The organism is Candidatus Poribacteria bacterium (assembly GCA_026706025.1).
Classification (GTDB): Bacteria; Poribacteria; WGA-4E; order WGA-4E; family WGA-3G; genus WGA-3G.
The window spans coordinates 16,465-39,865 of the sequence record JAPOZO010000013.1; the positions used below are offsets into that span (position 1 = coordinate 16,465).

At 47.5% G+C, this 23,401-nt stretch carries 15 protein-coding genes; 10 read left to right on the forward strand and 5 right to left on the reverse strand.

The genetic code is table 11. From position 1 onward, the window contains the following. Positions 1 to 10 precede the first annotated feature (10 nt). The 3 genes from OXH00_03265 to OXH00_03275 form a co-directional block, all read right to left on the reverse strand. Positions 11 to 1,213 (reverse strand): cytochrome bc complex cytochrome b subunit, encoded by a 1,203-nt coding sequence (locus OXH00_03265; protein MCY3740021.1) that lies wholly within the window; start codon positions 1,211 to 1,213, stop codon positions 11 to 13. Positions 1,214 to 1,396: 183 nt separating this feature from the next. Beyond that, complete coding sequence (locus tag OXH00_03270; protein ID MCY3740022.1) at positions 1,397 to 1,864, reverse strand: ubiquinol-cytochrome c reductase iron-sulfur subunit; 468 nt, start codon at positions 1,862 to 1,864, stop codon at positions 1,397 to 1,399. 136 nt (positions 1,865 to 2,000) lie between these two features. Next, a complete protein-coding gene (locus OXH00_03275; GenBank protein MCY3740023.1) occupies positions 2,001 to 3,065 on the reverse strand; it encodes a Gfo/Idh/MocA family oxidoreductase in 1,065 nt (354 codons plus the stop codon). A 179-nt stretch (positions 3,066 to 3,244) separates the two neighbouring features. Here OXH00_03275 and OXH00_03280 point away from each other — a divergent pair, with 179 nt between their 5' ends. Beyond that, entirely contained in the window at positions 3,245 to 4,342 is a 1,098-nt protein-coding gene (locus OXH00_03280; GenBank protein MCY3740024.1) for a mandelate racemase/muconate lactonizing enzyme family protein, read from the forward strand. A gap of 77 nt (positions 4,343 to 4,419) precedes the next feature. On the opposite strand, the gene OXH00_03285 is transcribed toward OXH00_03280, so the two are convergent. Continuing rightward, complete coding sequence (locus OXH00_03285) at positions 4,420 to 4,770, reverse strand: STAS domain-containing protein (GenBank protein MCY3740025.1); 351 nt, start codon at positions 4,768 to 4,770, stop codon at positions 4,420 to 4,422. Between the two features lie 63 nt (positions 4,771 to 4,833). Further along, positions 4,834 to 6,048 (reverse strand): thiol oxidoreductase, encoded by a 1,215-nt coding sequence (locus tag OXH00_03290; protein MCY3740026.1) that lies wholly within the window; start codon positions 6,046 to 6,048, stop codon positions 4,834 to 4,836. A gap of 879 nt (positions 6,049 to 6,927) precedes the next feature. Between OXH00_03290 and OXH00_03295 the strand changes: the two genes are divergently transcribed. The 9 genes from OXH00_03295 to OXH00_03335 all read left to right on the forward strand — a co-directional run. Further along, complete coding sequence (locus tag OXH00_03295) at positions 6,928 to 10,326, forward strand: type IV toxin-antitoxin system AbiEi family antitoxin domain-containing protein (protein ID MCY3740027.1); 3,399 nt, start codon at positions 6,928 to 6,930, stop codon at positions 10,324 to 10,326. Between the two features lie 380 nt (positions 10,327 to 10,706). Beyond that, positions 10,707 to 13,673, forward strand: a complete 2,967-nt coding sequence (locus OXH00_03300; GenBank protein MCY3740028.1) for a sigma-70 family RNA polymerase sigma factor — start codon at positions 10,707 to 10,709, stop codon at positions 13,671 to 13,673. Beyond that, the gene (locus tag OXH00_03305; protein MCY3740029.1) at positions 13,673 to 16,072 is read left to right on the forward strand and encodes a M1 family aminopeptidase; all 2,400 of its coding nucleotides are present in this window, start codon (positions 13,673 to 13,675) and stop codon (positions 16,070 to 16,072) included. Before OXH00_03300 ends, OXH00_03305 begins: the two co-directional genes overlap by 1 nt. 103 nt (positions 16,073 to 16,175) lie before the next feature. Next, complete coding sequence (locus OXH00_03310) at positions 16,176 to 17,663, forward strand: ABC transporter permease subunit (GenBank protein MCY3740030.1); 1,488 nt, start codon at positions 16,176 to 16,178, stop codon at positions 17,661 to 17,663. Positions 17,664 to 17,675: 12 nt separating this feature from the next. Continuing rightward, positions 17,676 to 19,202 carry an ABC transporter permease subunit gene (locus OXH00_03315; GenBank protein MCY3740031.1) on the forward strand — a complete coding sequence of 509 codons (1,527 nt, stop codon included), beginning with the start codon at positions 17,676 to 17,678 and terminating at the stop codon, positions 19,200 to 19,202. A gap of 62 nt (positions 19,203 to 19,264) precedes the next feature. Next, positions 19,265 to 20,128, forward strand: coding sequence for a hypothetical protein (locus OXH00_03320; GenBank protein ID MCY3740032.1), 864 nt, complete (start codon positions 19,265 to 19,267; stop codon positions 20,126 to 20,128). A gap of 21 nt (positions 20,129 to 20,149) precedes the next feature. Beyond that, entirely contained in the window at positions 20,150 to 20,959 is an 810-nt protein-coding gene (locus OXH00_03325) for a dienelactone hydrolase family protein (protein ID MCY3740033.1), read from the forward strand. A gap of 15 nt (positions 20,960 to 20,974) precedes the next feature. Continuing rightward, positions 20,975 to 21,868: a hypothetical protein gene (locus OXH00_03330; protein MCY3740034.1), complete on the forward strand. Its 894-nt coding sequence runs from the start codon at positions 20,975 to 20,977 to the stop codon at positions 21,866 to 21,868. A 283-nt stretch (positions 21,869 to 22,151) separates the two neighbouring features. Beyond that, positions 22,152 to 23,401: ABC transporter permease (locus OXH00_03335; GenBank protein ID MCY3740035.1), on the forward strand; the 1,250-nt coding region annotated here is incomplete at its 3' end.

Consider the following 23,401-nt stretch of genomic DNA (forward strand, 5'->3'; position numbering starts at 1 on the left):
ATCAAGAGAGTTATTGCGATGCTTCCACTTCTACTGCGTCTTCAATCTCTTCCTCTGTGAGTTGGAAGTCAAACACCTCTTCTCCTTCTTCGGCCTGTTCTGTTTCCGTATCCGGTGTTGCAGTTCCTTGAATTGCCTCTGTGGGTTGCGCGGTTTCTTGTGTTTCAAGTTTCTTTGAAGTGCCACCGAGGATCGTCAAAACCACAATCCCTATAACGCTGACACTTGTGACCGTCAGCGCAATTGGACGTTTCCAGAGGACAGCCCGCTCGCTTCTGTCCAAGAAGGGGAGGAATAGGAGTAGCAGCATGCCGACCGTCGGAATTATAAACGTTCCGATAACTTCAAAGGGACCTTGGAAATACTTCAGGAGTTGGAATAGGAACAGGAAATACCATTCAGGACGCGGATCATAATCCGCATTCGTCGGATCAGCGACATCTTCGAGCGGAACAGGAACGAACAACGCCACAACCGCAAGAACTATAAAAAGAATCAACATGCCGACAACATCTTCAAATACCTGATGCGGATAAAACGGTTTTCCGGTTTTCATCTCCTCTGGTGTATTTTTTGGTGTGCCTGAAGAACCGTAATATCTGACGAAGAAGAGATGCACACCGACCAACCCGAACGCTAACCAAGGTAGCCAGATTGTGTGGAGTGCGTAAAACCTCGACAGCGTCACCGCTCCGATTTCTGCACCGCCGCGCATCACCTTAGCAACAAAATCACCTAATCCGGGTGCAGTGCTGGCGATTTCCACACCGACGACTGTTGCCCAATACGCCTTTTCATCCCACGGAAGCAGGTAGCCTGTGAATCCGAAACCGAGGACAATCAAGAGAAGAAGCACACCGAATATCCAAGTCAGTTCTCGCGGGGCTTTGTATGAACTGTAGAGCACGACACGAAGCAGATGTAGAACAACGATGATGACCATCGCGCTTGCACCCCAATGGTGCAAACCGCGCACGAACGCGCCGAACGGGACCTCTGTGCTGATATAGGTTACCGCGTTATGCGCATGTTCGGGTGAAGGCGAGTAGTAGAATGCGAGAAATGCGCCTGTCACTGCTTGCAATAGGAGCAGAAACATTGCCAAACTGCCGAGTGAGAAAAGCAGGTTGATGTGTTTCGGCAGCGGTTTGCGCAGATGTGCGGAGAACTCCCCTAACGGGAGACGTTCGTTCAGAAATTGTTTTATAGTCATGCCTCGATCCCTTGAAGGTTTCAGGGTTGTCAACGCGTGAAAACCTCGTCAAACACCACCACATTTCAGTTAATTAGCGAAAAAAGACTCCAAATTTGTCAGAAACCCGATTTCGACAAGGGTCCCACCCGTTACTGGGAAGAGGCTGAAAAATTGGAGCGAAAACCCAATCGTAAAAAGAAACTATGTTTCCTTTACGTATAGAATACCCGCTTCAACCTTGGTTTCGAGTTTCTGCAACGGTTCTGGTGGTGGACCGGCAATAACAGCACCCGTCTTATCGAATATTGCGCCGTGACAGGGACAGAGAAACGATTCTTTCTGTCCATCCCACCGGACGAGGCAACCGAGATGTGAACAGGTTCGCGAAAAGACGCTCCACTCTCCGTTACCGGTATCAGTTACATAGACGGAACGTTTTTTCGTTGCTTTGACCCAGCCGTCTTTTGCCGTGAAGGTATAGTCCACCTTTTTAAAATGGCTGTTTTTGAGTCGGTCAGCGAGACCCAAATCGACCCATTTCGATTCGCCTTTTTTGAAAGCCGGTGAAATCGCGAAACCGATAAGCGGAATACCGGCAGCAAGGCCGAGTATTCCACCGATAAACGCAGTCGCAATTTCTAAAAATGAGCGTCTACCCCTCTTCTCCATCCATTCGCTCCTTTCCCATTTCAGTTACCAGCGGAAAGGTCATCAGTCCTTGAAAGCGTAATCTGCATAAAACACCTTACAATAACCGAATACTATCCCCACCGATAACTGACAACTGAGAACTGAAAACTACAGATTACCGCTTCCGCGTTTGCCCTTCAAACGGCGCGCGCAGATCATAGCGTCCCTCTTCGAGAACAGGCAGCGTGCCATCGTTAACCATGAGTTCGAGCGGCAATTCTTTGGTTTCCATCGGCATGTTGACGACATCCTTGATGCGCAAGGATTCGTAGATAGCCAACATGATTTCAAGCGTGTAACGCGCCTGCACGCCACTGCCGCGATGGTCAGAGATATCGCCCTCAATCCACTCGATCAGTTCCTGAAACTGGTTCTTAGGTTCTGGTGGCGGTGTAATGGTCTGCCATCCCTGGGCATCTCCGTTTTGGAGGAGAAGTGTCCCGTCAGGTCCGTTGCGAATTTGCCCCTCTGTACCAGCAATTTTAGGCATTGAGACGGGCGGATCCGGTAAGTCGCCTTCATAGATCCCCCGCGCGCCACCTTCAAAGCAGACTAACCCCATACAGAGGTCTTCACAAATCGTACGGCGTTCCCACCGGTCAGTCGTACGGGATGTCTGCCCGATCACCCATAAAGTTTCAGGGTCGGACAAAGTGAATCGCCAACCGTCGATCGCGTGCGTGCCTGTATTGAGCAGTCCCGCGTGTTTTTTTGCACTGTGGTGGAGCGTTGTCGGTTCACCAATCGCCCCTGCAGCGACGAGCCTACGTGCCTCTATATTTGCGGCGGAATATCTGCCTTGGTGGCCGATGATAAGTTTGACATCGTTCCCTTGGCAAGCATCAAGCATAGCGTCAGCTTGTCCGAGTGAGGCAGCCATAGGTTTCTCACCGATAATCCCCTTTACGCCTGCCTTCGCTGCCGCGACAGTGGCTTCCGCCCGCGGGCCTTGCCATGTTGTGATACTGACGATATCCAAATCTTCTTTTCCCAACATCTCATCAACGTCGGTGTAAATAGCAGGGACATCGTACTCGTCTGAGACGCGTTGCGCTGCTTCTTCAAAGATGTCCATCGCTGCGACGACTTCTGCCCTGGGATTGTTACCCCATGCCCTGGAGTGAGACCTGCCCATCCCGCCACAACCGATGATTCCGACGCGATATGTCTGATTTGCCATCTGTTCGTCTCCTTATCTTGGCGTAGTTTGCAAACCAACCGTTTGAAATCCTGTTGCACTATTCTATCACTCCTTCGTTGTTTTTGTCAAATCGTTTTCCTTGACAAACCTATGGAAACGTTGCAAACTATACAGCAAATATAGACTTGTAGACTCCATCAAAAGAGAGGAATTATCAGATGGCAGATTATGAAGATAAAGGTTCCCAGATTCGGGTGACAAACCTTGAGGCTTTTCCAATGGGTGTGAAAGCCTACGTCAAGATTGAAACGAATATGGGTGTTACGGGGTGGGGTGAGATCAATAATATGGAGACAACTGTCACCTGCGAATTGGCACGATCCTTATCCGAAATGATTATCGGCGAAAACCCGACGCGGATTGAGCACCACTGGCAACGACTGTTTCGTGCGCATCGCAATATCCGAGGCGGCGGATTGATGGTCCATACCATCTCGGCTATTGACATGGCATTGTGGGATATTGCTGGGAAGCTTTGGGGTGTGCCGGTGTACCGACTACTTGGTGGTCCCTGCCGCGATAAGATTTGGAAATATCCGAGTCCGAAAGCAATTAAAACGGGACCCGGAGGTTCTAAACCATTCGCAGGCACTCCTGATGAGATTGCTGACATGGTTGAACGCGTGCATGATGCGCGGGAAAAGGTCGGTTCCGATGGCGCGGTGATGTTTGATGCACACAGTTGCCTACCGCCGCCTATCGTCAAACAATTCGCGAGTTACCTGAAGCCTGATGACCTACTTTTCCTTGAGGAGGCATGGGTGCCAGGCAATATTGAGGTGATGCGGAAAATCCGAGAATCCGTCCCCGTGCCGCTGGCGACTGGAGAACGCGACCGCACAATATGGGAGGTCCGCGAAATCCTTGAAGCGCAGGTGATTGATATTCTTCAACCGGATTGTGGACACGGCGGCGGCATCACACAGGTTAAGAAGGTCGCTGCACTCGCGGAGGCGCATCACGTACCGATCGCACCGCACTGCACGATGTCCTATCTCGGTCTGACCGCGAGTTTCCACTTGTCAGCTGCCGTGCCGTTTTTCCTTATCCACGAAGGCTATGAGAACGTTCTTCCAGCGGGAGTTGCCCATAAAACATGGGAGATGGATGAGGAAGGTTACGTTTCGCTGCCTGAAGGACCGGGTTTAGGTGTTGTTGTAGATGAGGCAAAGGTTATTGAAGTCGGACAGGATCAGGGTAGACGCTTCACATGGCCCAACAGCCGATTGGCAGATGGCTCCATCGCTGATTATTAGTCCAACATCAATATGGTCATTATAATTGTAGGCGCGCCTTAGCAGCGCGCCTAAACCTGAAGTTAGACCAGATCTCGTTAGTGGTACTGTAATAAGGCACTAACGGCATCGTCTTCACTTTTAAAACATTCAAGAATGGCGATGACTCGCGTTCTGACAACGACGTTTCGGATATGTTTGTTCATATTAATTGCTGCAATTTTCCCCCCACGCGGGAAGATCCTAACATGGATTTTCATGAGCGTACCGAGCCCAGCACCATCTATTTGAGTTACTTTTCTAAAGTCAAACACAAGTCTTGGAGATGAGGCATGTCGGGTGAGTGTTTCCTCCACAGTTTCCAAAACCTTTTTGATACTTGGAGAGATCACCCTACCCTCCAACCGAAAAATAAGGACTTCTTCTTTTTCAGATACGGTGATTTTCACAGTATATATATACCCCCAATGCTGCTGATTATTTGCGTCATGAGTGGGCTTCTCTAATCATTGCTAAAGTGACTCAAGGAAGGTGATGACTGCCTGTTGCTGTGCCTCAGAGAGATTGAAGAACGCTTCCTTTGCGTTCTGTGCCTCACCACCGTGTGCGCGGATGGCCCCTTCAAGCGTCGTTGCGCGACCATCGTGAAGGAAAAAAGGTGTGCCGCCCAAGAATTCTGCGACCAATCGCGTTCCCCAGAGCGGTGGTGTCCGCCATTCTGTCCCCGTAGCATCACCATCAGGACGGTTATCCGCTAACTCCTCACCCATATCATGCAAAAGGAAATCAGAGTAAGCGTGGATATCTATCTTGTTCAAAGCCGCAATCGGAGAGGGGCCCGTTTGCATTGTTGGAACGTGGCAAGAAGCACACCCAATCCTGTTGAAAATCGCATCTCCCCTTTTGACTTCTTCTGTGATCTCACCACGGGGTGGCGGCGCAAGCAACCGCATGAAGACTACAATATCCAGGACCGTTGAACTGCCAATCTCTGGGTCCAGAACAGTGTCACCTGTATCGGAAGGCTCCTCTTGTAGAAAACTGTTGGTAACACCCATGTCTTGCTGGAATGCTGTCGCAGTCTGCTGAACTAACGACGAGACGGATGCCTTGCGTCCGAACCTCCCAAGTTGTTCTGCCGGTCCACTACCAATCTCCGTAGTCGGCACAAAATCCGGGGCAGCTACCCAGTGCGGTCTGCCAGAAATACCATCGCCATCAGTATCGGCTTCATCGGCGTAGGATAAGATAGTCTCAACAGGTATATTTTCGATAAGTCCCATTCCGAAAACCGGTGGCGGCAGACGTGTCGATTTATCCACACCCATCGGAAGTGTCTCGTAAGGTACACCAGGGATGGCTTTGTCTTGAAGTTGGGGGCCCCCCATATCAGGTATGAGATTATGTCCCATGCTAAATCGGATGAGCGATAGGTCTGGCATACCGCGCCCATTTCCGGGATGGCAACTGACACATCCCGCCTGATTAAAAATAGGTCCTAAGCCTTCTTCCACTGTGAAGACTTTCATAAATGCCGCTTCACCGCGTGCAAATGTGGCACTCAGATCAGAAGGTAGCATTTCAAAAGGGGTCTGAAAATCACCAAACGGGGGTTCGACATTATCGTCTTGGGGTATTATTAGCTGCGGAAGTTTAATCCTACCGTCACACCCATTTATGGATGCAAGCGCGATAAAAACAAGAAAAAAAATGTAAAATCTTTTCAATTTCAACTCCTTGTAAACGTAGACAGGTCAATATATGTTAGATTTTATAGTGACTGAGACACCCTCAATGCCTAGGCAACCGCTAACCCGCGCCCCATAATCTCCCCTTATAAAGGGGGTAGGGGATTAACCCCTAAATCCCCTATCCCCTAATCCCCAACGTCCCATATCCCCCTATCAGAGGGTAGGGAACTTTGGAGGCTTCACGAAGAGATCAAACTACTGGTAAGTGGCTACTTATTCCTACAATTCACCATAGTTGCAACCGAGGATTGCCTACAGAAAAAATAGGTCTATTGTCGTTAGCGTTTCTCCAACGCGCGCCTCATCACAACCTGTAAAAAGGGGAACGACACTACAGATAAAAATCGTCAAAGCCACTGAAAATCTGTTGAAAACAGATACCATATACCTATTTCCTCCGTTTACACAATTTATTTTGAACACTGTGCCTTATCGCACTTAGAAGTAGCTGTAACAGATAAACAAATAGGCTTTACGATACGATGAATAGAGAGTTTCTATCACAGCGAGAACACAACTCAGTTAACATAAATGATATTAGGACAATTTTAATAATTTGCGTATTTTATAATAAATCGTCCTAATATCAGTAAATTATACTTTATCCTGATTGATAAGTCAAATTAAATTTGCAGAAAAATTGCTTAACTTGCGAAAAAAACGTCTATTAAACTCAGAAAGCCATGTAAAATTGCACAACTATGATCTTTTCTATCTGAATATGTATGGCTTTCCACCTCTCTTTTCCCTGAAAAACTTGAATTAGAGAGATAAACTTTGATATAATATAGGTTAATAATAGTAGTATTCGTCAGTGCGAGAATAGGTTTTACAATTTAGTTTAGGAGGCTCCCAATGGCGATGGATTCCCTGAAAAACATTGTTCAGCGCTGTCATCAACGGCATGAAAAGCCTCTTCGACAACGCAAGACAGTGGCAACACCGGCAATGTATACAAAGGATCATCCGCGCCAGTACACAGTTTACTGTGCGCACCGCTACCCTGTCATGCTTCATGACCTGGAGCAAGCCGATATCTCAATCATGCCTATGGGACACGCCCCTTGGCATGATCGGGGCCCTGGAGATTTTAAGGGCAAGCGATTCTTGAAACGCCAAGGCATAACGGATTGGGGCATTAAACGATGGGATGCCTCGTGGGGTATTCAACTGTATACAGGCGTTCCTTCGGAACGCAATGGGGCGCGATGGCACGATCTGCACTTCAAGTATGAGGTGATCTGTGCTGCACCAGAGGCCGTTGTCGCTTGTATTGAGGCACTCGTCAATATTGTTAACAACCCGCTTCTAACATTAGGAAAATCCGGTGGACTCCGCTTCTCCTGTAGAGTCCAGGATTATCTCCACCCGAATACCGAAGCAGCGAAGTTGTATATCTATAAAGACACTCCGACACCAGAAAATACGTACCAACGCGACGTGTATCTTGAAATATTTGGCGAAAAAGGGCACACACGCTGGGATGCACGCTATGAGATTCTGATTGGTGACCTATTAGCCCCACCGGTCGTTGCCAAAGAAGTCCTATTCGCGCCTATTGATGCCCTCCGTGCGAAACTTCATGACCCTGCCCCTGATGACACAGAAGCGAAACAGATTGTCAGCCGTGTGCCGCTATCGCTCGGTTCAGAGCACCTTGATCTTGCCAGAGAGGCGTTCTTGCGGTGTGGATTTTCTTATGTCCGACAAGAAGATGGTCTTTACTACTGGACGCAACCTGAAAGCGATGTTGGCAGTGAAGACGCATTACTATCAGAAAGAGATGGTGTCGTATGGGTCCGCGCATTTACACCTGACATAGGGCTGCCGACGCAATCTACGCCAATCACAGATGTTTGGGACGATACAGGTATTCCGTCCCCGATAGATGCTACAAGCACCCCTACCCCCGTGAAAGTGAAGCAGGTACGCGAAGATGAACTCAGCCCGCTGGCGATCAAACGTCCCCCGCCGGTATTAGGACAACATGATAACACCGAAAACGATGAAATACTCCAAAGGGATGTGTTTCAGATAGAAAGCATTTTCGACCGCGGCGTACGTATTCTTGGCGTTATTACAGGGACAGGTCCATGGGACAAACAGTCAGAAGACTCGTATTTCCTCAGTGGCGGCGTAATTTCCGTCAATACGCCGGAGGCTAAATTCGCAGAAAGCGCGGAAAAATACTTTCGAGAGCAGAATATGCCATCGGTGGTTTACTGGAAACCTCGAACACACCTCTGGCAAGAAGTAAAAGATATCCCTATTGAGGCGCGTATAAAAACACCCTTTCAACGCGGAAATGTCTGTGAAGACTCAGAACGGTGCACCGCGCTTGAGGAAAAGGGCGGGAACCCCAATGAAAGTATCTGTCCACAGTGCCCCGTCTATGCCGAATGTCAGCAGCGTGGATACTTATCCCAATTTGCTGCATTACAACAAGCAAAAGTACAAATGTTAACGATCCCGCAACTGTTTTTTGATCCCCAATATACCGAATTGGTAGAACAGATTCTCAAACCAGAAGGTGAAACCGAACGACTTTGTGTTCTCAACCAAGAGCGCACACATAAGTTATTCCTCGAATGTAAACTCTCAAAAAACACTATGGAGGAATGGGCTACTCACTGGCAGGGTTGTGCCTTAGGGAACTTCGCCAAAACATTGCTGAGTGCTTTGGAAATTAAGGGCAAACTTTACGGCGATGCCGTCAAAGGTGTGCGCGCGGTGATGCAGACCTTTGAGTGGCAAGAGGAAACACTTATCCAGCAGATGTGTCAAGTTAGAGTGCGTGGCAGAGCAGTAGCACATCGGATCGTTGACGCTGATACCGGAAAACCATTGGCACGCTTTAGCATCGAGTTTGAAGGTGGTGCCTCCGCCTACATCCCCTTAGACAGTAACGCCGCAGACAAACTCAGGGCAAAAGGACTCAGCGTCTTTCCGCAATCTGTTCCACTTAATGAAGACCTGAAAGTTGTGATGCCGATGACGCAAGCGATTGCGTTAGGTATTTTGGATACGGAAACTGTAGAAAGCATTCAAGCGTTTCCAACCGTCTGTCGGGAGCAAAACTGGACATTTTGGCACCAACTCAAGCGTTTCTTCGCGCATTACACGCGAGACACAGATGCACCGATCCGCTGGGATGGTGAAGTTCTGCGGTTTTGGGTGCCACCTGTGCTCCACGCAAGCGTCAAACGTCTTTTGTTGGTATCCTCCGTATTCTCAGAGCAACATCTTCACAGAGTGTTCCCCGATGAAAACCTTGAGTCCTACTGGACTGACCCCATACCATGGAGTCCAGGGAACCGAGTTTTTCAGATACGCACAGGCGTCTACCCATCAGAAACCATCCTCGACTACCACAACTGGAGTAATGTAGGTGTCTCCGAAACAGGACGACGTTTTCTTCGCGGGATCCACGCCGAACTTGAGGCGGATTTGGACGTTAAACACGGAATTGTAACCAATAAAGATATTGCCAGACGCTTGGACGACATCGCAAAGAAAAGGAACGTCTCCTTCGTAGATGATTTCGAAAAGATGAGCATGTCAGACACGCTTTCTGAAGCAGCAGATGTCGTTTGGGTCGTTGGAACACCGCGACGACCGACGATGGCTATTTGGCAGCGCGCCCAGATGTTATTTGGGAACGATGAAAAACCGCTCTCTTACGAAGACGAAATAGAGTCGGGAACCTACAAAGACCTACGGCTCCAAAGTATTTACGAAGAAGAGGCTGTTTATGCCCTCACAGAGGTTATTGTGCAGGCTGAGTTGGATCGATTGACGGATAGACGGATTGTGTTGATTACCGGATTGCCACTTCCGAACATTACCGATAGACCTGAAACTTCCATCTTTGACTGGGAAGATTTTGAGATTGCCGGTGGATTAGATAAACTCCCTGAGGCGATAGCGATACGCGAACGCTTTGAACAGGAGCGTGAGAATCTAACGGCTGAGTCCAGTCGCGAAGAAGTTCAACGGGTCTTAGGTTGCTCCGAAAGACAGGCGAACCGCGTGTTGCAAAGACTTAGAGGCGGGAATATCCCACGTGTCCCTTTCCGTCAGCAAATTCTTTCCCTTCTTACTGATGGCGAGAAAAAAACAGCCGAACTGACTTCAGCCATTGACGGACATCCAGAGGCAATACAACATGAACTCACCCGTCTTGTGGAGACTGGGGAGATTGTCAGGATTCGCCGAGGTGTATATGCCTTACCGGTTAAAGATGGCAAACGATAAGTAGAAGATCGTCAGCGTAGATTGGGTAAGCGAAAAATAAGAACTCAAACCGATCCACTTCAAGAACTCCGAAATCTCCAAAAAACTTGACCCCTTAAAACCACCATGATAGCAACTCCGCAGAGGCAGACATCCGTAGGGAACTCATCCGCTACCGTTACATCAAAGGCATCACCGGGCTACCCGCAAATTTGTTAAGTTTTCGCTAAGCGCGCCATTCATTGAGATACATCCCCATTTTCCCGTCAACGAAAAAATTTTGCATAAAAATGCATTTTATGCAACCTTTCCTCCCTTAAAATACGACATAACGTCATGAGGCATTTCGGCGAAACTCACAGGTTTCCGAAACTTACTATCAAACGACTTTGGAGGATCGCATGAAAAACGAAGATGTTGACCTGATTCATCGCATCTTGGCAGGTGATGAGGCTGCGTTCACGACTCTGGTGGAAAGGCACCGGAAGTGGATTCATTCACTCGCATGGCGTGAGATTGGTGATTTCCACGCGGCACAAGAAATCACACAAGACACCTTCATTCAAGCTCTTAAATCGCTGCCTACCTTGAGGGATCCCAACCGTTTTTTGGGATGGCTATATGTGATAGCAAAGCGTCAGTGCATTGAGTGGCTGCGGCGAAAGCCGATTACGATGCAGTCCTTAGATACAATGCCTAAAGCTGAGTTAGAAACGGTATCCTATACGAAATATCTTGACGAAAAACAGACGCAAGCGTCAGCAGATGGGTTACGTGAAGTTGTAGAACGCCTCCTCCGAAAGCTGCCAGAATCTGAACGTTCTGTGATGGTCCTGCACTATTTCAACGGCTTAACCTGTGAAGAAGTGAGTGAGCGTTTGGATGTATCTTTGAACACAGTAAAAAGTCGGCTATATCGGGCGCGGAAGCGACTGGAGCAGGAGGAGTCGATGCTGCGAGAAAACTTGGGTCCAAATTTATTTAAAAATGAACCGCGATACATTAGTATCCAAGCGAACGCGACAACAGAAAGCGGAGAACACTTGGCAGAAGGCGGTTTTGAACTCACGCAAACTGATAAGGTTTTCACGTCTACCGGCTCCCGCACGATGGGGCTCCATGGCGACTACCCACTGCCAATGTATATGTTGCTGCACTATATTATCCACCCTAATGCGATAGATCTCTTTAAATTTCCTTTGGGTATTGGGAATCGTTGGGAGCCGGAGGGTCCTCATAAATCTAAAGCAATGATAACTTTGGAAGCGCATGAAACAGTCAAGGTCTCAGCAGGAACCTTTCCATCGTGCCTGAAGCATATAACTGTGTTCACAGACGCTGACGTAGAAGAACCCGACGCTGAAGAGGGAAACGCATACCTAAACGGCACGCGCTATCTGTGGTTCGCTAAAGGCGTTGGACTCGTGAAGATGCGTTATGAGCATTCTAATGGTGTCATTACAGAAGCAGAATTACTTGAATATGAAACACCCCTTGCGGATGAAGAATATTTCCCATCCCAAATAGGCACGCAGTGGACATACAAATGGCACAACGATTATAACGACGCGGCGATTATTGAAAGTTGGCACGTCACCAGGAATTTTAGTCACCCCAAAAATCTTGATAACCCCTTGGCACTTGCCTCGGCGAGATATGAGGTGAAAATAAGTGACGATGAACCGCGGGTCGCACATGTCAAGTGTGTCCTAACACCAAAAGCAGATAGGGGTCCGAAAGGGGACCGAAAGTCGTTGCTCTTGTCCATGACTCGTTTTGGAACAGAATGGTTGTACGATGGATATGCCCGGTATCTTCAAGATTTAACGGTTACCGATGTAAACGGTGAAACATTACTAATAGAGGAAATTGGTAAAACACAATGGGTTGTCGAGGTAGAAAGCACATCACCTTTAACCCTGCAATACAAAGTGTTAATAAATCACGATGAGCGGGATTGGCCCTTTGGGCGGAATGAGGCACCATACGTCCAAGAGGATTGCATTTTCTTGCCGGGATATGCGCTGTTTATCGTCGGTGAAGTCAAGGATCTTCAACTAAAAGTCGACGTGCCGGATAACTGGCATGTCTCAACACCTTGGGAGCAGATTGCGTCGGATGAACATCATTTCGTATGTGAGGATCAGGACGACCTGATGTTCGCGTATCTCGTGCTTGGTGAATACAGTAAACGTGTGGCAAAATTGGGAGAGGCAGAGGTCGTGATTGCAACCGGCGGACGTTTTAAAGCATCTATTGATGAGGTCCAACCTACCATCGAGTCCCTCCTGCACGGGTATTCAGATGTATTTGATGCTACCCCAACAGGTAAGATACTTTTTGTTGCCAACCCGTATGGCGAAAAAGGATATCCCGGTGGTGGGGCATCTGGACGCAGCATCAGCGTGCACGTCGGCGGCGAGTTAGATAAAGCGAGCAGACGTTTTTGGTTACCGCTTGTCGGATACATGGTTTCCTCTCTCTGGGTTGGGACTCAGGCTATCAATTTTAGAGGACAAGAATATTGGTTTAGCGCGGGTTTCACGGGATATTATTCAGATATTGTCTCTGTCCGCCTTGGATTTACTTCTGAAAGCGATTTTCTCAGAAGTTTTGAACGCGGGTGGGAATCGTATCTATCTCGACAGGGTGAACTTTCTATTCGCGAGGCAGGGGAAGACAAATCCGCCAACCGAGAACTTGTCTATGACGGCGGCAGTTTAATCGCTGCGGCTTTGGACTTGCAAATTCGCACACTTACACAAAACCGAAGCAGCTTGGACGATGTGATGAAGCAGATGTATCGGGAATTCGGTCTTACCGACGTTACCTATACGATAAACGATGTCATCAGGATCGTTAGTCAGATTGCAGGTAAAGATTTTAAACCCTTCTTCAGCAAATATGTGCAAAGGACAGAGCGACTGCCATTAGAGCAATATCTTAAAGCGGCAGGTATGAATACCGAGATAGCCTTTGGCGAGAGACTTCCGAGTCTCAATTATATCCTTTTTGAGATGCTTCAAATCAAATCGCTTGGCGGTCCAACAGGACGAGGTATGTTCATCCATCATTCATCACAGTATCAGGATGACGACGAATTGATAGGCATCAACGGCACACCGGTGAAAACATTTGACGACATCAGAGAGGTTGCCAAAGATTGGAAATCCGGTGATGCCGTAGCCTTAACCCTTAAAAGGGAAGGCAAAGAAATTATCCTGCCCATCACACTATCAGGTGACACCTCGAAAAAACCACCACTGGAACCAGGACCCCTTGATGTTACTATCACGAAAAATATGGATAGCACAGACCTACAACGCGCCATCTGGTCGAGTATTGTGGGCGATAAAGGAGGAAATTGATGAAAAAAACAGATAAATCCGAACGCAACATTGTTTTAAGTGCCAGTGCTGCTACAGAAAGCGGGAATCATTTGGCAGAAGGGAATTTCACCCTTAAGAAGACCGATAGGGCTTTGACATCCATCGACTACGGTACAGCAGGACACGGTAGTGGTGATCCATCGCCGAGGTATATGTTGCTATACTACATGAGCCACTATGAAATCGACCTCTTCAAATTTCCGCTGGATATCGGGCAAACTTGGAAAGAAAAAGGGCACTGGCGTATGCAGACGAAAAGTAGTTTGGAGGGTTATGAACCTGTAGAAGTCTCAGCAGGCACGTTCTCGAACTGCCTAAAGCATAAAACTTTCTTCACTGACGCTGATGTACAGGATACGAAGGCTGAGCTGCGAAACGCGCTTTTGAACGGCACCCGTTATCTATGGTTTGCCGAGGGTGTTGGCCTTGTTAAATTGAGATATGAACATTCCAACGGGGTCGTTACAGAAGCCGAATTGCTTGAATACAAGATTCCTGTTGAAGACCAAGAATACCTCCCTTTGCAAATTGGCAATGTATGGACCTATAAATGGCAAAACGATTATCGGGACGAGGCTGCCATTGAAGAGTGGCGCGTCATCCGAAATTTTAGTGAACCTGAGAATCTTGATACTCCGATGGAACTTGCATCGGCGAGATATGAGGTTAAAATAGATGCCAATGAACGGCGCGTGGCAAATGTTGCGTGTGTACTAACGCCGAAGACAGACAATCGTGCTAAAACGGGCCGAAAGCCGTTGCTCTTATCTATGAGCCACTTTGGTACTGATGGTATGTACGATGGATATGGTAGGTATCTCCGAGATCTAACGGCTACCGGGTCTAAGGGAAAAAAGATACCAGTCACAGAGATTGGAAAAACGCAATGGATGGTTGAAGTCGAGAATGATTTACCTGTGACGTTGCGTTACAAAGTGTTGCTGAATCATGATGAACGGGAGTGGGCATTCGGTAGGGATGAAGCACCGTACGTTCAAGAAGACTGTATGTTCTGTCCCGGATATGCGCTGTTTATCGTCGGTGAAGTGGTGGATATTGAACTGCGTGTTGATGTTCCAGATGACTGGCACGTCTCGACCCCTTGGAATCGTATTGGAAACGAAAGGTATCGTTTTGCTATAACAGACCAAAACGATTTGATGTATGCGTATCTTGTGCTTGGAAAGCATTCCGAGAGAATGGCGGAATCTGAAGGGACAGAGGTGCTGCTCGCTTTGGGTGGACACTTCAAAGCATCTATGGATGAAGTTCAAAGAACAGTTAAATCACTTCTGCATACATATTCGGGAATTTTCGGCGGTACCCCAAAGGATCGTATGTTGTTTGTGGCGAATCCTTGTGATATATACAGCGGGGGCGGCGTATCTGGTCGCAGCATCAGCGTTCTGATGGACGGAACATTAGATACAGGCAACAGACAATCATGGACACCGCTCGTAGCACATGAAATTTGCCATATCTGGAATGGAAAAGCTATCAATTTTAGTGAACAGGAATACTGGTTTAGCGAAGGGTTCACCGAGTACGCTTCAAAAATTAGCTGCGTGCGTCTTAGCGTAATTTCTGAAGAGGAGTTTCTCAAGGACCTTGAACGCAAGTGCGAATTGTATCTGTCTAAACAGGGTGAACTCTCTATCCGAGAGGCAGGCGAAAACAAGATGCCGAACAGAGGACTTGTCTATGACGGTGGAAGCCTAATTGCTGCTGCTTTGGACTTGCAAATCCGCAAGCACACACAAAACCGGAACAGTTTAGACGATGTAATGAAGCAGATGTATCGGGAATTTGGACTCACCAGAAATGAATACACAATGAATGATGTCATCAGAATTGTCAGCCAAATTGCAGATGAAGATCTTGAATTGTTCTTCAAAAAGTATGTTTCAGGAACGGAACGTTTGCCGCTGGCGGAATATTTCACGAATGCGGGTATCGATGTCGAGATAGCATTTGGCGAAAAACTTCCGAGCCTTGGATACATTCTTTTTCAGATGCTTCAAATCAAGTCAATCGGTGGTTCAACAGGAGGGGGCATGTTCATCCACCAATCCCCGCAGTATCAGGATGATGACAACTTGATAGGCATCAACGGCACACCGGTGAAATTTTTTGATGACATCAGAAAAGTTGCCAAAGATTGGAAACCTGGTGATGTCGTTGAGCTAACCGTTGAACGAGAGGGTGAAAATGTCACCCTACCTATCACATTAGGGGGAGATCCATCTGAAAATCCGCCATTGGAACCGGGGCCTATTGACGTTACCATCACGAAAAAAACGGATAGCACGGAGCCGCAACGCGCCATCTGGTCGGGAATGTTAGGCAAAGGAAACTGTTCTCAAGTTGAAACACTATAGTTAACGTGAATTCCGTATTTGTAGCGCAAACTTTTAATTTGTGCCTATCCTTTTTATAAGAAGTGTCTTTAATAGACAAACTCCAAACTTTTAAGGAAGCATCATGTTACGAACACTTATCCGCCAAGAGCTTCTAACACATCTGATGAGTGCGCGTTTTTTTGCTGCCGTTGTCATTACGCTTCTACTCGTTGTCGCCAATTCTGTCGTGCTTCTTGAAGATTACGAACGTCGATTGGCGAAATACAGCCAGCAGGAAAATGGCCATCGTGAGAAGGCACAGGAAGCGAAAACCTACTCAACTTTAAAACTATCTGTTGAACGTCCACCGAACCCCTTAAGTCTTTTTAGCGCCGGATTGGATAAGCGGCTTGGCACCACTTTTGACATTTACCACGGTTTCGTCCCAATGATTTCGGATGGCTCGGCGCGAAGTCTTGATAACACATTTCTTAACCTCTTTTCAAAGATCGATCTCGTCCTCATTTTTCAAGTCGTTTTGAGTTTGATGGCACTGCTTTTCGCTTACGACGCAATCGCAGGAGACTGGGAAAGTGGCACCTTACGCCTGATTATTTCCCATCCAGTGAGGCGTGGATCCATTCTACTTGCGAAATATATTGGAGCAATGATCTGTCTGCTGCTCCCCGTGCTAATGAGTCTGCTGATGGTCCTGATTTTGTTAGCCACTGCCGACGCAATCCAATTGGATGGAGAAGATTTTCTTCGGATCGGCGGGATAATTCTGACAACAACCATCTACTTGTCTGCTTTTTATCTCATTGGACTGTTGATTTCTACAACTACACGCCGCACTGCCACATCCCTGATGCTCTGTATGTTTCTGTGGGTAGTTTTGGTACTCATCTATCCAAACTGGAGTCGGTTTACCATTACCCCCGTTGGTGATACACGCGCACTACACTCATCAGCAGATCAACAGGTTGAACAGATTTGGGAAGAGGTTGACAGAGAAGAAAGCCGGTTTTTAGCGAACAGTCCACTTGAAGGTGAACCTCAAAAATTTAATCTGGATGTTCCGTCAAGTAATAGTTTCTCGTCAGGGAGGCACTTCAGCAAACGGTATGGAATGGATATGACACTGGGAAAACGCTCAGAACCGTTAGTGCCTCACGTTCAAAAGTATCATGCCACTATGGGTGCGTTGTACCTCCGTTCTGCGGAACAAATCGGTTTAGTCCGAAAACAGACTTTGGATAGCACCTCCCTCCGAGAATCAATATGGCATGAACGTCTCATGAAACTCAGTCCTGCAAGCCTCTATACGTTTGCTACCTCTGCTTGGGCCGGCACTGATCTGGACGGCATGTTTGATTTTGTTCAAGCCGTTCAAGGTTACCGGCGTACCATCGTTGACTATTTCCACGATAAAGATGCGTTCGGCAGTCGGCAATGGTTCGCCTCTGACAGAGGTGCAGTAGACTGGTGGGATTTGCCACAGTTCCGTTTTACGCCGACGGGTGCTTGGGAAAACGCAACACGCGCACTGCCAGAATTATTTTTACTCTTACTCATCAACTTGGTTCTCTTCACAGGGAGCTTCCTGATTTTCACTAAAATCGAAGTTTAAAGGGGAATCCCAATGATCTGGCATATCATCAAACGAGAACTCTTTGACCACATCAATAGCCTGCGCTTTATTCTAACGGTTGTGATACTTTCCGCCTTAATGGTTACCAACGCTGTAGTGCATCTTCGGACGCACCCCAAAAGGGTCCGTAACTATTCCGAGAAGGTTACCAAATCCGCTAACGAGTTGAAATCCCGAACAGGGTTGTATGCTCTGGCGCGGAAGGGACCCGGTGACCTCAACAAACGTCCCTCTTCGCTCTCCTTTATCGCAGACGGCGGGGATGCCTATTTGCCAAAAAACATATCAAACGGGGAGACTTGGTCCAAAAGCGGTCAAGGGGGTGAGGTCAAAAGCAACTGGTGGTTGAATTACGGCACCGTGAACCCGGATGCGACAGATCTTCGTCCCTATGCAATAAAGATAGATTGGGTATTTATTATCACTTACCTGCTCTCGTTCATTCCGCTCCTCTTCACGTTTGATGCACTCTCTGGCGAGCGAGAACAAGGGACCTTGCGATTGTGTCTCGCGAATCCGATTTCGCGTCCCATCCTATTAATCGGTAAATTCTTGGGGACCTTAATAACCGTCCTCATTCCTTTCATTTTTGCAGTGCTGCTGAATTTGGCAGTGATTTCCGTCGATAGTTGGACACAACTGAGTGCAGACAACTGGGGACGTTTAGGGTTGATCCTGTTGATTGCTGCCTGCTATGCGGGTATCTTCGTTGGATTGGGATTGATGGTTTCTGCTGGCACGCGAGAGCCTCGGGTGAGCCTTGTTGTGCTCTTATTGATTTGGGTAGCCGCTGTGATTTTTATGCCATCCACCCTCGGCACCCTTTCCACAAAATGGATGCCACCCGTTCAAACAATGGATCAATTTCGTGATACAAGAAAAGCAGCCCTTAAGCAGATTAGTGACGACTATAGTGCCCGAATGCGTGCTATTAAAGAAAAAAAGAACCCGAACCTCCCAAGTCTAAGTGAACTTCAGCAACTTTATGAAACGTCACCTGAAGCTGCCATGGCCGCAGCAGAAAAGTTAAGAGGAGCCTGGGAAACGGAAGGTGATGAAGAATTGGCACTCAAGGCTGAACTCATTAAGGGAGATGTAGAAACCCGAGAACGCCTTAATCGCGAGCGTTTGGATGCACAAGTCGCGCAGGTGCAGCGCGCAAGGGCGGTAACCCGGCTTTCACCGGCAGCGATTGTCCAATACGCGCTTGAATCAATGGCAGGCACCGGTTTTAATCGGCACTTGCAATACTTAGAACATGTGCATCAGCACACAAAACAATTCCGACAATTCATCATCGAAACCGATAGAGCAGACATCCAAAGTCGTCACCTCATCGGCATCCCCAAGGGCATGTCTCAGAAACCAGTTTCGAGTGAGGCAATTCCGCAATTTGAGGATAAGATCGCCTTTAGCGATACCTTCAACACCGCAACTTTGGACCTGCTGTTACTCGTGTTACTACTCGGCGTATTTATTTCAGGGGCATTCCTTGTCTTTATACGTTCAGAGGTATGAACACCCATAATCACCGATGGGCATTAACGGCTCGTCACCAAACAAAAGGAGAAATAACTATAATGTTGAAAAGATTTCGCACCTTTTTTACGCTTTTACTCGTCTTTGGGCTCAGTGCAATGCTTATGGGCGACGCATCGGAAATTACCCAATATTTTCCAAAAACACTCGGAAGTTACTGGGTTTACGAAGACCCAGATGGAAACGAATTAACGCGGCGTGTCGTTGAGGACAAAGAGATTGCCGGGGAAATGTATCACGCCTTCAGTTATGAACCCGTGTTGGAGAATCCGGCAGATTATGACTATCATATCCATCCAAATTTCTACCAGGTTGGTGAAGAAAGGGTTACGTTCCTGCTCGGGGATGAGGTAGAGAAAGCTGTCAAAGCACACCTTACTGAAGAGATGAAGGCTTTTCAAAAAATATTGGAGAAAATGGGAGCACCGTTTATTATGCTCTATAATATTGAGATAGAGGCACAAGACCCGTTTTATGCGCTGCCAATACCTGTCACGCCCAACGAAAAGTGGAAGGCAACACAGATAAAAGCCAAAATCACGATGCAACCTGTCCCGCCACAAGACCCTCCAAAAGCCACAATCGAATTCACTATTGTCGAAACAGGAACTGTTGTGAGCACAGAAAACGTTGAGACACCCGCTGGCACTTTTAAAGACTGTTTGAAGATTGAATACCGAACAGAAACAGAGATGGAAGTATCCGCAGCGGAATTTGGATCAGAAACGCCCGGCGAATCCCTTACAACGCTGTGGGTGGCACCCAACATCGGGATTGTCAAGTTTCATCAAAAAGCTGAGGATATTTTTCTCAAAACTACCCCTATGCCTCCTGGTTTTGAGGCACCATCTCCAGTCAGACCCCCTGAGTTAAACCTTGAATTAAAGAGGTATGAAGTCAAGTGAAGAAAAAATAAGGAGAAAACTATGCGGATATCCCACACGCTTATGTTGGGTATCATTGTCATCGGTTTATTGTCCATTGCCGATGCAGAGGCTGATAGTATAAAAACTCAACTTGAAGTATCTCGGCGACACAGCGAATGGGTGAAAGTTACGACCTCCGATGAGCGTATCGTCAATGCGTTTATCGTTTATCCAGCGGTGAAAGAACCCGCAACGGCTATCATCGTCATCCACCAGGGTCGCGGACTCACCAATTGGATCCAGCTCGTCGCAGACACGCTCGCTGCCGAAGGGTTTGTCGCAATTTGTCCAGATCTGCTTTCCGGCATGGGGCCCGGCGGTGGAGGCACAGAAAGTTTCGACGCAAGGGACGACGTACCATGGGCTATCAGTGAACTCCCACCCGCCCAAGTCACATCCGACCTGGATGCCATCGAAAAATATGTCCGAAATCTACCTTCAACCAATGAAAAAGTTGCAGTCTCCGGATTCTGCTGGGGAGGTGGTCAAACGTTCAGTTACGCTGTTCATTCCACCACAATAGCCGCTAGTTTTGTGTTTTACGGTCCTGCCCCATCAACGGAAGATATCCCCAAAATATCAGCACCGGTGTATGGCTTCTACGCCGAGAATGACAATCGTATCAATGCCACAATTGATGCTACTAAAGCCGCGGCGGATGCCGCAAACATCACCTACGAACCCATCATCTATGAAGGGGTCGGCCACGCCTTTCTGATGCGCGGTATGGCAGAAGATGCCAACGAAGCACAGAAAACTGCCACCAAAGCCGTATGGAAACGGTGGGTATCCCTCCTAAGAGAGCTCTAAAGGAGTACACTTAGTATGTTGATAAGATTTCACTTTAATGATGTCGTTTACAAACCTATCTGTATCTTCTTCAGTCTATTACTTATTTTTTCTGTCACCGCGACAGCGGCTGACGAACAGTCAAACGACTATTTCCCACATACGCCGGGAAGCTTCTGGGTTTACGCGGATCAGGACGAAAACAAATTAACACGCCGTGCCGTAGAGAAAAAAACGATTGAAGGTGAGACGTATCATGCCTTCAGTTATGAACCTACTTTGGAGGATTGGACAGATTACGAGCATCACGTCCATCCCAATTTTTACCAAATTCGTAAAGATGGAATCGCCTTCTTTGTCGGTGATAAGGTTGAAAAAGCGTTTGAGGCAAAACTCCGTAGAGATATGGAAGCGGATAGCAAAAAACAGCAAGGGATCTCAACATCCCCCGGAGTTAGTGCTGATTTCAGTTATGAGATTGCGGTCGAAGCGAAAGACGATTTCTATCTTCTCCCAACCCCTATTGTTTTTGATAAAGAGTGGACGGCAATGCGGATCAGTGGCTCCATAACGCTCAAGGTGAAAATGCAAAGTCCTGATTTTCAGATCCCGGGCGGTGATCAGGTTAATGCTATTCCTATTGATTTGGTTGAAAAAGGGAAGGTGACAGCCAAAGAGACTGTAAAGACCCCCGCGGGGACATTTGAAGATTGTTTGAAAATTGAGTATTGGTATGCCGAGGCAAGAGAAAAAAAGGACGCGACAAAACCGACTTCTTCAGATACGTCTGGTATAGAGTTAACAACGCTCTGGTTGGCACCTAACGTCGGGATTGTGAAATTTATCCGTGTCTCCGCTGATTCAAAGGTAAAAAAGAACCTTGAACTAACACAATACGAAATCAAGTCCACGGGTTCCGGCAGCGAATAAACGCTGCAGATGAGGAAGATTGCCTAAAGGTGAAAGTCACGCAACCTTTTCTCTTAAAGCGCGACATAATATTATAAAACAATCCACTTTCCAACGGAAGTTAGGAGAAAACAAGAAATGACAAGCATTCGTGCGTCAAATACTGATTTGATCCAGCAAGATATAACACCTCCAAAAGTGGAAAAGACTATTCCCGACTTGTCTGAGACAGTTCCAAGGCGATGAAATTGTTGAAATCGTTCCACACCAATATCCGTCTCAGAAATGAGGTGAGTTTATGGCTATGCTTTGGCTCATTATCCAACGAGAATTCGTCTCAAATGTGTTGACATCCCGATTCATGATTGGGTTTATCGTGTGCTTACTCTCAACCGCTGTTGCGGTTTTCGTTCAGGTGGATGACCACGAAAAACGGTTGGTCGGATATAACACGGCTGTCCGGGAATCTCAGGCGGAAGCGCAGAATTGGAAACTCTACACCGATATTAGCGCAAAGGTCCACAGAAAACCGAATCCGCTCGGCATTTTTAACATCGGGATGGAAACCTCTGGTGTAAATACCGTCGTTGTTGAGCCTGACAAACCGATTTGGACGCGGGATAGCCGTTCCCCCGGTTGGGGCGAAACGACGCAGAAGATAGGAGCAGACAACCCTTTTCTCGCAATGTTTCTCTCCGTTGATGTGGTCTTCATCTTCAAGATCGTACTTAGCGCATTAGCGATTCTGTTTGCTTACAACACGATTTCAGGCGAAAGAGAGGACGGCACGCTGAAACTTGTGTTGTCCAATGCGATACCGAGGGACACGGTCGTTTTAGGGAAATACCTCGGTGGTATGTTGTCGCTATTCCCGATTGTTGTGGTGAGTCTGATTGTAGCACTGTTGCTCACACTCTCTTCACCTAACATCGCCTTTGACGGGAACGACATTGCACACGTTGTCCTGATATTCGCTGTTTCGCTGTTGTACGTGTCAACATGGTATCTTTTAGGACTCCTCTTGTCTGTTTGGACGAAGGAAGCAACGACGACATTGATTCTTTCGATGTTTCTCTGGGTCGTTCTGACAAGTGTTCATGCAAACGTAGCGACCTTTGCGGTGGCAAAGTTTTCGCCACATAAACCGGACTCGGAAGAGAAAGTTTTTCAGCAGACGATTCAACTCTATGATGATTTCAGGAAAGAACGCGACGACTACCTCAAAAGTTTCAAGGGAAAGGCATACGAGGATCCAACAAAGACGGTTTCTTGGCGAACTGACGAGCAGGGTAAAACGGGAGGGTCTTCTGGTACTTCCTCTACCTCTGCGCAGTGGTTTGTTACGGAGAGTTATCGCATTGGAAATATCAAGTACGCCGATGTTTCTGTTCTCCAGGAATTTTTAAGTTATCAAGAACCACTTCGGATTGCGTATACGGATAGGGCAGAAGAAATTCTCAGAAAACCTGCAGACGACCGAGAGCGGAACGCGAAGTTCGCAGATCTTCTCTCCCGTATCTCCTTCGCAGACGTGTATCACTTCGCTGCTGGTGC

Excerpts from the sequence above, each read along its gene's own strand:
- OXH00_03265 (MCY3740021.1), bottom strand. The coding sequence starts at position 1,213 with ATGACTATAAAACAATTTCTGAACGAACGTCTCCCGTTAGGGGAGTTC.
- OXH00_03270 (MCY3740022.1), bottom strand. The coding sequence starts at position 1,864 with ATGGAGAAGAGGGGTAGACGCTCATTTTTAGAAATTGCGACTGCGTTT.
- OXH00_03275 (MCY3740023.1), bottom strand. The coding sequence starts at position 3,065 with ATGGCAAATCAGACATATCGCGTCGGAATCATCGGTTGTGGCGGGATG.
- OXH00_03280 (MCY3740024.1), top strand. The coding sequence starts at position 3,245 with ATGGCAGATTATGAAGATAAAGGTTCCCAGATTCGGGTGACAAACCTT.
- OXH00_03295 (MCY3740027.1), top strand. The coding sequence starts at position 6,928 with ATGGCGATGGATTCCCTGAAAAACATTGTTCAGCGCTGTCATCAACGG.
- OXH00_03300 (MCY3740028.1), top strand. The coding sequence starts at position 10,707 with ATGAAAAACGAAGATGTTGACCTGATTCATCGCATCTTGGCAGGTGAT.
- OXH00_03305 (MCY3740029.1), top strand. The coding sequence starts at position 13,673 with ATGAAAAAAACAGATAAATCCGAACGCAACATTGTTTTAAGTGCCAGT.
- OXH00_03310 (MCY3740030.1), top strand. The coding sequence starts at position 16,176 with ATGTTACGAACACTTATCCGCCAAGAGCTTCTAACACATCTGATGAGT.
- OXH00_03315 (MCY3740031.1), top strand. The coding sequence starts at position 17,676 with ATGATCTGGCATATCATCAAACGAGAACTCTTTGACCACATCAATAGC.
- OXH00_03320 (MCY3740032.1), top strand. The coding sequence starts at position 19,265 with ATGTTGAAAAGATTTCGCACCTTTTTTACGCTTTTACTCGTCTTTGGG.
- OXH00_03325 (MCY3740033.1), top strand. The coding sequence starts at position 20,150 with ATGCGGATATCCCACACGCTTATGTTGGGTATCATTGTCATCGGTTTA.
- OXH00_03330 (MCY3740034.1), top strand. The coding sequence starts at position 20,975 with ATGTTGATAAGATTTCACTTTAATGATGTCGTTTACAAACCTATCTGT.